This is a genomic window from Citrobacter freundii complex sp. CFNIH9 (assembly GCF_002903305.1).
Classification (GTDB): domain Bacteria; phylum Pseudomonadota; class Gammaproteobacteria; order Enterobacterales; family Enterobacteriaceae; genus Citrobacter; species Citrobacter portucalensis.
The window spans coordinates 950,158-961,969 of record NZ_CP026238.1; the positions used below are offsets into that span (position 1 = coordinate 950,158).

General features: G+C 48.8%; 13 protein-coding genes and 1 pseudogene. 9 read left to right on the forward strand and 5 right to left on the reverse strand.

Annotation, left to right across the window (positions count from 1 at the left end; all coding sequences use genetic code 11):
* Positions 1-39 precede the first annotated feature (39 nt).
* The 4 genes and pseudogenes from pcoR to C2U43_RS04830 all read left to right on the forward strand — a co-directional run.
* Positions 40-720, forward strand: coding sequence for a copper response regulator transcription factor PcoR (pcoR, locus tag C2U43_RS04815; protein ID WP_001188930.1), 681 nt, complete (start codon positions 40-42; stop codon positions 718-720).
* A complete protein-coding gene (gene pcoS, locus C2U43_RS04820) occupies positions 717-2,117 on the forward strand; it encodes a copper resistance membrane spanning protein PcoS (protein ID WP_009654301.1) in 1,401 nt (466 codons plus the stop codon). The genes pcoR and pcoS overlap by 4 nt, the downstream gene beginning before the upstream one ends.
* 215 nt (positions 2,118-2,332) lie before the next feature.
* Positions 2,333-2,767 (forward strand): copper resistance system metallochaperone PcoE, encoded by a 435-nt coding sequence (gene pcoE, locus C2U43_RS04825; RefSeq protein WP_038633679.1) that lies wholly within the window; start codon positions 2,333-2,335, stop codon positions 2,765-2,767.
* 84 nt (positions 2,768-2,851) lie between these two features.
* Positions 2,852-3,103 (forward strand): annotated as a pseudogene (locus tag C2U43_RS04830) (IS30 family transposase); the annotation flags it as partial.
* Positions 3,104-3,225: 122 nt separating this feature from the next.
* On the opposite strand, the gene C2U43_RS04835 reads toward C2U43_RS04830, so the two are convergent.
* From C2U43_RS04835 to C2U43_RS04855, 5 genes are all read right to left on the reverse strand, one after another.
* Positions 3,226-3,837 (reverse strand): inovirus Gp2 family protein, encoded by a 612-nt coding sequence (locus tag C2U43_RS04835; protein WP_048998200.1) that lies wholly within the window; start codon positions 3,835-3,837, stop codon positions 3,226-3,228.
* Positions 3,838-4,166: 329 nt separating this feature from the next.
* The gene (locus C2U43_RS04840; RefSeq protein ID WP_071687429.1) at positions 4,167-4,550 is read right to left on the reverse strand and encodes a putative zinc ribbon protein; all 384 of its coding nucleotides are present in this window, start codon (positions 4,548-4,550) and stop codon (positions 4,167-4,169) included.
* 10 nt (positions 4,551-4,560) lie between these two features.
* Positions 4,561-5,094: a hypothetical protein gene (locus C2U43_RS04845; RefSeq protein WP_048998199.1), complete on the reverse strand. Its 534-nt coding sequence runs from the start codon at positions 5,092-5,094 to the stop codon at positions 4,561-4,563.
* Positions 5,095-5,197: 103 nt separating this feature from the next.
* Positions 5,198-5,410 carry a helix-turn-helix transcriptional regulator gene (locus C2U43_RS04850; protein ID WP_048998198.1) on the reverse strand — a complete coding sequence of 71 codons (213 nt, stop codon included), beginning with the start codon at positions 5,408-5,410 and terminating at the stop codon, positions 5,198-5,200.
* Between the two features lie 93 nt (positions 5,411-5,503).
* On the reverse strand, positions 5,504-6,085 hold the full coding sequence (locus C2U43_RS04855; protein WP_048998197.1) for an inovirus-type Gp2 protein: 582 nt from the start codon (positions 6,083-6,085) through the stop codon (positions 5,504-5,506).
* A 1,143-nt stretch (positions 6,086-7,228) separates the two neighbouring features.
* Here C2U43_RS04855 and C2U43_RS04865 point away from each other — a divergent pair.
* The 5 genes from C2U43_RS04865 (at position 7,229) to C2U43_RS04885 (ending at position 11,809) form a co-directional block, all read left to right on the forward strand.
* Positions 7,229-8,362 carry a hypothetical protein gene (locus C2U43_RS04865; protein WP_048998195.1) on the forward strand — a complete coding sequence of 378 codons (1,134 nt, stop codon included), beginning with the start codon at positions 7,229-7,231 and terminating at the stop codon, positions 8,360-8,362.
* A 168-nt stretch (positions 8,363-8,530) separates the two neighbouring features.
* Positions 8,531-9,403, forward strand: coding sequence for a GTPase family protein (locus tag C2U43_RS04870; RefSeq protein WP_049016519.1), 873 nt, complete (start codon positions 8,531-8,533; stop codon positions 9,401-9,403).
* A 100-nt stretch (positions 9,404-9,503) separates the two neighbouring features.
* Positions 9,504-10,328 (forward strand): DUF932 domain-containing protein, encoded by an 825-nt coding sequence (locus C2U43_RS04875; RefSeq protein ID WP_048998193.1) that lies wholly within the window; start codon positions 9,504-9,506, stop codon positions 10,326-10,328.
* A 208-nt stretch (positions 10,329-10,536) separates the two neighbouring features.
* Positions 10,537-11,247, forward strand: coding sequence for a DeoR family transcriptional regulator (locus tag C2U43_RS04880; RefSeq protein ID WP_048998192.1), 711 nt, complete (start codon positions 10,537-10,539; stop codon positions 11,245-11,247).
* 25 nt (positions 11,248-11,272) lie between these two features.
* On the forward strand, positions 11,273-11,809 hold the full coding sequence (locus C2U43_RS04885) for a DUF4339 domain-containing protein (RefSeq protein ID WP_048998191.1): 537 nt from the start codon (positions 11,273-11,275) through the stop codon (positions 11,807-11,809).
* Positions 11,810-11,812: the final 3 nt, after the last annotated feature.

Here is an 11,812-nt window from a genome sequence, read left to right on the forward strand (position 1 = left end):
CATGCGTGAGATTTTTACTTTCATATCAGCGAGTTGACCATGCAGCGTATTTTAATCGTTGAAGACGAACAAAAAACAGGTCGTTACCTGCAGCAGGGACTGGTTGAGGAAGGCTATCAGGCCGATCTCTTTAATAATGGCCGCGATGGTCTCGGGGCCGCGTCGAAGGGACAGTATGATTTGATAATACTGGACGTGATGCTGCCTTTCCTCGACGGGTGGCAAATCATCAGCGCACTGAGGGAGTCCGGGCACGAAGAACCGGTCCTGTTTTTAACCGCAAAGGACAACGTGCGGGACAAAGTGAAAGGACTGGAGCTTGGCGCAGATGACTACCTGATTAAGCCCTTTGATTTTACGGAGCTGGTTGCACGTGTAAGAACCCTACTGCGCCGGGCACGCTCGCAGGCCGCAACAGTCTGCACCATCGCCGATATGACCGTTGATATGGTGCGCCGGACCGTGATCCGTTCGGGGAAGAAGATCCATCTCACCGGTAAAGAATACGTTCTGCTTGAGTTGCTGCTGCAACGCACCGGAGAAGTGTTACCCAGGAGTCTTATCTCGTCCCTGGTCTGGAACATGAATTTTGACAGTGATACGAATGTGATTGATGTCGCCGTGAGACGTCTGAGAAGTAAAATTGATGATGACTTTGAGCCAAAACTGATCCATACCGTTCGCGGTGCCGGATATGTCCTGGAGATCAGAGAAGAGTGAGGTTCAAAATTTCCCTGACCACACGCCTGAGCCTGATTTTTTCTGCGGTGATGCTTACGGTATGGTGGTTATCAAGTTTTATCCTGATTAGCACCCTTAATGGCTATTTCGATAATCAGGACCGCGATTTTCTGACAGGTAAACTTCAGCTCACCGAAGAGTTTCTTAAAACAGAGACGTTCCGGAACAAAACGGATATTAAGTCATTATCAGAAAAAATAAACGATGCGATGGTAGGGCACAATGGTTTATTCATTTCTATAAAAAACATGGAAAATGAAAAAATTGTTGAACTCTATGCCAAAAATTCTGTTGTTCCAGCGGTCCTGCTTAATAAGTCGGGTGATATTCTCGACTATATGATCCAGACGGAAGAAAATAACACCGTGTACCGCAGTATCTCGCGGCGGGTTGCCGTGACGCCGGAACAGGGTAAAAGCAAACATGTCATCATTACGGTTGCCACGGATACTGGGTATCACACCCTGTTTATGGACAAACTCAGTACCTGGCTGTTCTGGTTCAATATCGGTCTGGTCTTTATTTCTGTTTTTCTGGGCTGGCTGACCACACGTATTGGTCTGAAACCGTTACGGGAAATGACCAGTCTGGCTTCCTCCATGACTGTACACAGCCTGGATCAGCGTCTAAATCCCGATCTGGCTCCGCCGGAAATCTCTGAGACCATGCAGGAGTTCAATAATATGTTTGATCGCCTGGAGGGGGCATTCCGGAAACTGTCAGATTTCTCGTCTGACATCGCGCATGAGCTGCGCACACCAGTCAGTAATCTGATGATGCAGACGCAGTTTGCACTGGCTAAGGAAAGGGATGTTTCGCATTACCGCGAAATTTTATTCGCTAACCTGGAAGAACTGAAAAGGTTGTCACGAATGACCAGTGACATGCTTTTTCTGGCACGTTCAGAGCATGGTCTGCTGCGGCTGGATAAACATGATGTGGATCTGGCAGCCGAACTGAATGAATTACGTGAGTTGTTCGAGCCCCTGGCAGACGAAACAGGAAAGACAATCACGGTTGAAGGAGAGGGCGTTGTTACCGGAGACAGCGATATGCTCCGACGTGCTTTCAGTAACCTGCTTTCCAATGCAATCAAGTATTCTCCCGATAACACCTGTACAGCGATACACCTTGAGCGTGACAGTGACTGTGTGAACGTGATGATTACGAATACGATGTCCGGCCAGGTTCCCGCTAATCTGGAACGTTTGTTTGACCGGTTCTATCGCGCAGACTCATCAAGGTTCTACAACACGGAAGGCGCGGGGCTGGGATTATCAATTACAAGGTCGATCATTCATGCTCACGGCGGCGAGCTGTCAGCAGAACAGCAGGGGCGGGAAATTGTGTTCAGTGTGCGTCTGTTAATGGATTAATACCGTTATTCAGGAGAAACCCGGAAGGTGACAAAAATGTCATCGTTCAGTCACGCGATAAACAGAGTCGGTTTTTTATAATCAGCCATAAATCAGGACAGCGTGATAATTCAATCGCCCGGTTCCTGGCGTGATGATCAACCAGCCCTGAGATCAAATGCTTTCTCTGTTATAAGCATTGATTGTTCGGGTATGAAAACACCGGAGACCCAACCATGAAAAAGATCCTTGTATCCTTTATTGCCATGATGGCTGTCGCTTCATCTGCCTGGGCTGCAGAGACAATGAACATGCATGACCAGGTAAATAATGCCCAGGCGCCTGCCCATCAGATGCAATCATCCGCTGAAAAAAGTGCAGTTCAGGGGGAGAGCATGAAAATGATGGATATGAGCGGTCACGATCAGGCCGCAATGTCCCATGAAATGATGCAAAACGGCAATTCTGCTGCCCATCAGGACATGGCTGAAATGCATAAAAAAATGATGAAATCCAAGCCAGCAGCTTCTAACGAAACAGCAAAATCATTTTCCGAAATGAACGAGCATGAGAAAGCCGCTGTTATGCATGAGAAGGCGAATAATGGTCAGTCTTCCGTTATTCATCAGCAGCAGGCTGAAAAGCATCGCAGCCAGATCACCCAGAATTAACCCGCAGCTCCACTTGTTAGACCCTCATTTGACGCCGAAGTCACTGGCTTATGCTCCCGTCCGGGAGCGTTTTTTTCCCATTGGACTGCCCCCACGACCGTAGCCACAGATATTCAGGTTTACTTCTGCGATCCTCAATCTCCCTGGCAACGCGGCTCAAATGAAAATACAAACAGATTACTCAGACAGTATTTTCCAAAAGGAACTGACTTATCAGTTCACAGCCAGCAAAGACTAAACAGTGTTGCCAGGCAGCTCAACGAGAGGCCAAGAAAAACGCTAGACTATGAATCACCCGCAGAGCGTTTTAACCAATGTGTTGCATCCACCTGTTGAACTCACAGCTCAAAGCGGACTTGTAAGCACAGGGGGGAGGATAGGGATTATGAATGGCATTCATTAATTTCTGGAATTGCCTACGAAGCAATTCCCCTCTTCCATAGATGCCTCAAGAGGTATTAACACTGACTACAGCCAAAAGAACGCTCTTGACGGCTGTAGGATTTGGTTCTCTCTTTAGCGAAGTAACTCAAGCGAAACGTCAGTTGATCATATACCTCGCTGTAACCGTGGGAGTTAATATCCAGGTAATAAAGTGGGTTATCGGGAAAGCGGGCTAGCGTCCAGTGCTCTGGGCGGTGACTAAGCTGCAAAGCACTCAACCAGGCCTCTCGTATCAGAGACGCCAGGCCCGTCCCGCCTTCTTTGTAACTTCCCAGTCCATTGAACGTATCGTTATTCACGAACAACACCATGTGGTAATGCGATTTCTGATTAATCTCACCCACCTCCCGAACCCAGGCATCGCGAAGGTGGCATGGATATGTTCGTGTGCCCTGTTTCAACTTACTTCTGTAGCGTGCAGCAATCTTCGCATCGAGGGATTCAATGAAGCGAGATATCAGGCCCTGTCGGTTAATGAGCATATTGTCAGGAAGACGCAGGTCTACCCGTACCGCCATTGTGCGTGCGTGTTCTGCAGTCGCGTTATCGATAACGCGTAGAATACGTTGCAGGTAAGTGGTGTTGAATGGTGCGTGTCGTCTATCGAGACAGATATTGTCAAACATATAATTTCCTTGGGTAATGAATTACGGGCAGGGCAAAGCCTTACCCGTAATAGGCAGTTAAAGGGATTAAGGATTTAAAGGGGGGTAAGACCAGCCATTAAGGCTATCGTGTATGAGTAGCCGTATACGGGTGTGGCATTGAGATGATATTGTTTATATATCAGTTGGTTAATTAATATTACCAACCCGTCATGGATTATGAATTACGAATCCACCAGCACCAGGGGCCGGATGATGGAAAGTGATTGATTTTTACTCCGAAGTTATATGCCCCCATATAATAGCTTTCTGGTGTACCAATCAATCCCATGATTGCCTGGTACGTATCACTAAATTCGTATCTCCCGACTGTATATCCCTTTTCTGCATTGAGGGCAGCGTTTCTCACCACCATACGACAGGCCGCACATGGTACATTGCCATTGTGTGGTCGTGATGACCGGTGGGAGTTGTGCCAGAAGGCGCTGTAGCTTAGCCACTGCTGAAGGCTTTCCATTGACGGGGGCCAGATAGGGGCATTGCAGCAGTGCTTCTGGTTGTCCCTGAAGTATGTCGTGTTCGAACCAGGGCGGTGACGTTATGGTGGGTGGATGGAAAATCAACGGGCACTGGCAGTGATGGCAGAACCACTCGTCATCGCCTGAATTCAGTTGGCTGACAGCGAAAATCTCACCGGTTTTACGCTGTGCGATATAGCATTTTGGTATCAGCATTATCCGTCCCTCACATCGGCTGGGTGGCACGAATGTAACCGTCAGTCAGCGTCTTCAGTCCCCGGTATGCCCGCTGTTTTACTGCCAACCATTGCGTCAGCGTGTCAGGCTGTGGCAGATGCAGCGCATACCATTCCTCCATATCCTTACCTGTTGCCAGCTCACACCAGCACAGCAGGGTCAGCGCCTGGCGCATACCGGGCTGTACATTAAGCCGGAATAACATCTGTAACTGGTTTGCCAGCCGACTTTTCCCCAGTCGATAACATTCGCTAAGCAGCACACCGGGCAGAAGGGCATAATCGGTGTGTTTAGTCAGACCGGGGGCGGAAGTACATGATCCCAGTCGGCCGGTGCGGGTGACCGGCAGCAGACACTGTGGAATGACGACTTCTGTTACGCTACTGCCTGGCATCGGGCAGGCGGTTATCGCCAGCCTGTGCCACTGCGAGATGTGCTGCTGGCATAAACCGTGGAACAGACTGACGCGGGTAAAATCATCCAGCCAGGCCTGGTAATGGTTGAGTAAGGGTGAATTGTTCATTTCTGATATTCCTTAAATGAGTAACTGACATGCAGCCGTAAAACTCCGCAAGAGGCGGATACGAGATGACGCACTGGTTTTGGGTTAACGAACGGGAAGGGGTTTAGCGCTGAGGACGGGATGCATCAATACGGGCCTGCAGCCAGGCTTCGACTTCGCTTTGCAACCAGCGTGAACTTCGACCCAGTTTGATGGGTTTTGGAAAGAGGCCATCCTTGATGAGTCGGTAAATCCATTTATCACTGACCCCCAGCAGGCGGGTGATAAAAGCCATATCGACGAACTGGTCTTCAGACAGGGAAGGTTTACTGGTCATGATTTGATTCTCCGGTAGCTGAATGGGTACCGGAGTCGGGTGATTAAACGTTGCTGCCCGCTCCGGCATAGCAACCGGTGCTGCTGTAAAAAACTAACTAAACTTCCTCGGTCTGCCCTGCCTGGCTGGCGAAGGAATTTCGTTGTATCCCCAGATTGGTAATCCGTATTTCTGGTCTTCTTTTGCCAGATAGCTGGCTATACGTCTCAGGCTGTTTATGGCATCGTTATTGTGATATTCCACAACGTTGTTAATGTTGTCCCGATGATATGCATTTGGTTTGCATCGCTGAGATTTGCCTTCACCATGGGTAATCTCTAGCCACAGTTCTTCTGCCCGTAAAATGAACGGGAATGACTTTTGATGTTCCTGACCATTAAGATAAAAAATCGCATGAGCATGAACTGCCCCTTCTGATGTCCATTCCAGCACCCAGAAACAACCACAGAGTTGAGGCATTTGCATTACAGCCAGGGTTAAATCCCGGAGGTCATCCTGTATCTCAAATGAAGAATTACGAATGAATCGGTTGGTACCTCGCTGATAATCAAAATCCATTCTAAACGCCAGTATTTTAGAGTGACGCATCAGAATCTGATTAAGATGGTGATTGATCATATTCAGGAGGAAATCATCGGGAGTGATTTTTTTAAAGTGTGGGTAATGTCTTTTCATTGTGTTATTCCTTTGGGTGAGTTCAAAGGAACAGCAGGAACTGTTTTTTTGTAATGTAACCGGGGATGTTACCTACCTGGCAGATCCAGTTCATTACTATCAGCAATGCGCTATCCTCTGGTGGGATAGTTGTTATATGCTGAGATCTACTTCCCTATAATACCAATTAACCTTAATTATCAAAAATACGTTTAAGAACTAGAAGACTGCTACGACTTATAACCGGGATGCGAAGAATTTAACTTTATAGAAAGGGGACTTAGCTCGTTAAAGTATGACTGGTGCTCTTATGTTAAGCGGATGCCGGGAACCATATTGACGAGGGGGGTTATTCCGCAAGCAGTGTGAAGTGCCACGGTAGCAGTTTGATGATCCAGCTTACCGACCAAATCAAGCACATGCTGAAGGCGGAACTCTGGCTCTACATCATTCAATTTGCACGTCCCTGCCAGACTATAGCGAGAGCAATATTTGAGCTCCCACATCAACATCGCCAACACGATTCGCTGATGGCTCCATTTAACCAGAGCCTCCATATCGGAAGGTTATTCCACAGGTGACGCCGAGTGTTTCCGGTGAAACGGCGGGCAATGGTGGTTACGTCACTACCCTGTATACGTATACCTCTGTCAGCTGAAAATACCCACCTCTCTGTCAACAGAGAAGTACAGTGGTTGACTACCGTTAAATAATCGAAGCAAAGCATGATGTATCACGGCGATGACCAGTGACCACGAGGTGCTGCTCAACTCTGCATAGGTACCGGTGCAGTTGTAAAAAGCAGCGGCGATCATTTGTGACTTCGTGTTTTACCTGCGAGTTGATGAAGCCGTTTCGTTAAATGTCAGATTCAGTGACCTGTAGCCTGCGCTACCTGAGAAAGATGATGACTTGTAATGTTTCTTCTGCCTGACAAAATAGATGCTTGCATTGACATGGTATTATCCTGTTGGTTTATCACATGACATGCTTGTAACTCATTGATTTTTTATTTTTAACATCTGAATTTACCCTACGTTTTTACTACGTTTTTGTTTTGTTTTTTATTTAACTTTAAATCAATTATTAGTCATTATTTCTATTGTTTTTTTACGGTTTTAATACGTAAGATAATCAAAATCAATCACAGCAATTGGTGAAAAAATGAACGAAGACAGGAAGGGTTACGCTGAAGAAAGCCGCGCATGGGAAAAAGAGCGTGTCGAAAAAGAGTACATCAGGCTAGATAAGCAATTTTCAGAAAAGCACTCGTGGTTAAAAAACAAGCTAAAATGGCTAAATAAAGAACCCCGGGCAGCATTTTTTTATTTTTTTTATCTGGCTCTATATGGCGAAAACACCATAGATAAGTGCGCTCAAAAGGTAGCTAAAAGCTTTGTTGATCCATTTTCAGCAGAGGCACTCGGTACAGTTAAATTTGACCTGACCATAAGTGAAAAACCATCAGTCCATCAGGGGGATGGGGTGGCCTCATTAGGAGTGATGACATCGGACTTCAATCTTGATGTTCCCGAAAATAAACCAGACGCAGAGACATCAGAACCACAAAACAGCTTGTTGTTGTTAGCCTCCGATAAGCAAGAAACTCTGGAGGGTGATTTAGATGAACTTATCAGGATACTTCAACCTTCTACGTTAAAAAATAAACCCGCCAATGGTGTTTTCTTCCCAAACTTTGTTGCACATGTAAAGGGTGTCGAAAATATTATTAGATTCGTTACAAATACATTTTTATATTTAGATGCAAAGAATATCGCCAGTTTGACAACAAAAATAAATGATGCATGGTCTAAAGTTTACGCAGATTTTCCAGAAGTTTTTTCATGGATGGACATTAAAAATGAGGAGCAATGTGTGTGGGTATGGGAAACAATGAAAAACAAAGGTGTTTCGCCCCCACTTAATCCTCTTAATAATTACCAGCGTTGGTATTTTATCTGCGCAACTTTTGATTTCTGGAATGGCTGGACGAATGCGCAGCTTGAAGAGTTGAAGAGGAGTCGTAAAAAAGTAAGTCAGCAATTTCTTGTGTTAACGGAGTCACCTACTGCTCCCCAGAAACACAAAGCAGTATTGATGGATGAGCTTGAAAAAGCCTGGGGTCAGCAACTTCGAAGGAAGAAATCTAAAACTGGCGTCGATGCTTTAAAATTACCTACTAAATCAAAAAAACAGCTTTTCAAATTGTCGAATCATTATGGTGTATCGGAAACGGAAATTATGGTGAATCTTCTTGAGCATAAATATTCTGAAATTATAAAGAGTGATAAAGGTTGAAATTTTAGATGCACACATGTTTCATGGGTGTTGTATTTATTTTAACTAAATAACGCCCTCTCATTCCAAATAATCTCAGACAGATATTATCGGCATGACCATCCCCCTAAACCCACGAGAATTGCTGTGTTCCTCGCGGGTTTTCTTTTATCTGTCAGAGGTGACTTCATGAATGAACACGATGGCCTGCAGGGTGTCACGCAGTCTGTTGCTACGCTACCCGATACAGTCAGAAAACACATTCTGGCGCATATCAGCAAGCTGATAAATTACGAGCCGGTGATTGGTGTGATGGGTAAAACCGGAGCGGGTAAATCATCGTTGTGTAATGCGCTGTTTGCCGGAGAAATGTCCCCGGTCAGTGATGTGTCGGCCTGTACCCGTGAGCCCCTGCGCTGCCGGTTGCAAGTCGGGCGGCACAGCATGGTGCTAATAGACCTGCCGGGTGTCGGTGAAAGTGAGGTCCGCGACCGGGAATATCGGGCGCTGTACCGGCGTCAGTTGCCGCAACTGGACCTGGTGTTGTGGGTGATTAAAGCCGATGACCGGGCGTTGTCGGTGGATGAGCGTTTTTACCGCGAGGTTATTGGCACTCACCGGCATAAGGTATTGTTTGTGGTAAACCAGGTCGACAAGCTGGAGCCCTGCCAGCAATGGAATGCTACCAGCGGCTCTCCATCCTCTCACCAGAAAATCAATCTCAGTCTCAAGCTCAGTGATATCCGCCAGTTATTTACACCATCACATCCGTTACGCGCCGTGTCAGCACGAACGGGATGGGGGCTCGGGTCACTGGTGGAAACAATGATGCGCAGCCTGCCAGCCCGTGCCAGTAGCCCGCTTAGCGCTCAGCTGCATGATAAGTTGCGCAGCGAGCCTGTAAAGTCGCAGGCCCGGGACCGTTTTGGTGAAGCTGCAGGTGAGGTTGTTGATGCAGTTGCTTCGCTGCCTTTTGTGCCGGAGCCGGTGAAATCGCTTATTCTCAGTGTGCGCGATATGGTAGTGAGCACGGTTCGCGCCGTCTGGGATTTCTTCTTCTGAGAGTTTAACCCTTTTCTGTTCCAGTACTTCCAGAGCCCTGTCGCCACTGTGCGACAGGGCTTTCTTTTATCTGTTTTCTGAATCAACAAGGAGTCTGCTTATGACCCGTCTGGCTTCGCGCTTTGGCGCAGCAAACCTTATTCGTCGTGATCGTCCGCTAACCCGTGAAGAGCTGTATCGCGTGGTACCCAGTGTGTTCAGTGAGGACAAACACGAGTCACGTAGTGAAAAATACACCTACATACCCACCATATCCCTGCTGGACAGTCTGCAGCGCGAAGGCTTTCAGCCCTTCTTTGCCTGCCAGACCCGAGTGCGTGACCCAGGGCGTCGTGAGCATACAAAGCATATGCTGCGCCTGCGTCGGGAGGGGCAAATTATCGGCAAACAGGTGCCGGAAATTATTCTGCTCAACTCCCATGATGGCACCAGCTCGTATCAGATGTTGCCGGGATTATTCCGTGCGGTATGTCAGAACGGCCTCGTCTGCGGTGAGTCGTTTGGCGAGGTACGGGTGCCGCACAAAGGAGATGTGGTGAGTCAGGTGATTGAGGGGGCTTATGAAGTACTGGGGATCTTTGACCGTGTGGAAGAAAAACGTGATGCCATGCAGTCGCTGATGCTGCCCCCGCCGGCACAACAGGCTCTGGCACAGGCTGCACTGACGTACCGCTTCGGTGAGGACCACCAGCCGGTGACAGCACCTCAGATACTCTCCCCACGCCGCTGGCAGGATGAGAGCAATGATCTGTGGACCACATACCAGCGTATTCAGGAGAACCTGATTAAGGGCGGGCTCAGTGGACGGAGTGCGAAAGGCGGACGAACGCATACCCGTGCGGTGCGCGGTATTGACGGTGATGTGAAGCTCAACCGGGCTCTCTGGGTGATGGCGGAAGCGATGCTGAGTGGGTTTCAGTCCTGAGCTTGTTATCAATATGTTAGGAAGGGACACTCCTTGTCCGTTTTACCTCCATTGGATTGAGTGTTTTATCACCGCATTCCACGGAGTACCGCGTCGGGCCTGCCTCCGGTGGCAGATAAAAAATAGTTCATTCCATGTCCATACCCTGTCCGCCCCCCTCTTTAGAATCATTTCATATTCAGTCAGTTAATTATTACGGAGATCCGAGATGACACAGGCAGAGCGCCGTCATGACCGGCTGGCTGTCAGGCTGTCACTGATAATCAGCCGCCTGGTTGCCGGTGAAACGCTGAACATGGCGCGGCTGGCTGCAGAGTTTGGTGTGTCAGTCCGTACCCTGCGACGGGATTTTCGCGAACGGCTCATGTACCTCGACCTTGAGTATCGACGGGGGCAATGTCGCCTGCGCAGCACCGGCGGGGGCGTACAGGGCGAGCTGGATGCGCTGACCTTTGCTCACCGGTCCGGACTGGCCGATATCTTTCCGGGGCTGGACCGGCGTCTGGCGGGCATGCTGCTCACAGCAGGAGGGATGCCCTGTCTGGTGTGGCAGCCACCACAGTCTGTGTCACCCGCCATCTCACTGGTGTTCTACCGTCTCGTCAGTGCCATTACCGCCTGCCAGCGGGTACTGTTGCTGGCTGAGGGAGAGCGCTGTGACGGACTGGCCCCGTACCGCCTGATATCACTCGACGGCTGCTGGTACCTCACCGGTGAACTTAACGGGCATATCACCGTGCATCCTCTGACGGCCATTCATGCAGTAACGGTCCTCAATACCACTTTTATCCCGAAAAAACGTCTCAGCCAGCTAACCACACAGGCGGGCTTTATCCGGGCTCTTCCGCACTTCAGTTTCATCCATGAAGTTTTGTCACAGGTTGCTGATAACGGGGAATCGGGATGGACTTCATTTTAATAACCTCTGTTAAGAAGGAAAAGCTATGACCTGGCATTACGAAAAAAATGGCATACGTCACGACAATGTGACCGAAGACGACATCACTGGCCTGATTGTGCGCGGTGAACTGACGGCAACCACGCTGGTGTGGCGACAGGGTATGACGGATTGGCAACCGGTCTCCGCCACCCCGCTGGCTTCGGCGCTGCTCCACAGCACCACACCACCAGCACTGCCGGGGAGCCGCATTCCGGGCGGAGTGGTATGGACGCTGGCATTTGCGCCTTTTATTGGTTATGCGCTCGAGCTTTGGACGGCAGGGCTGAACGGGATGGCGTTTGAGGAAGCGTATGAGGCCGTCTCGGGTGGGCAGTACTGGTTTATCACGCTGTTGCTCAATATCGCTCTAGGGTATCTCGATGAACGCCGTCTGCGTAAGGCCGGAGTGGATACCACCACGTTCGGCAAACTGGCCTGGCTGGTACCGTTCTATCTGTGGCGGCGGGCGAAAACCCTCGGTCAGAAACCGGCTTACTTCTGGGTATGGCTGGCAATGCTGGTTCTGGCCGTTATGGCCTGAATC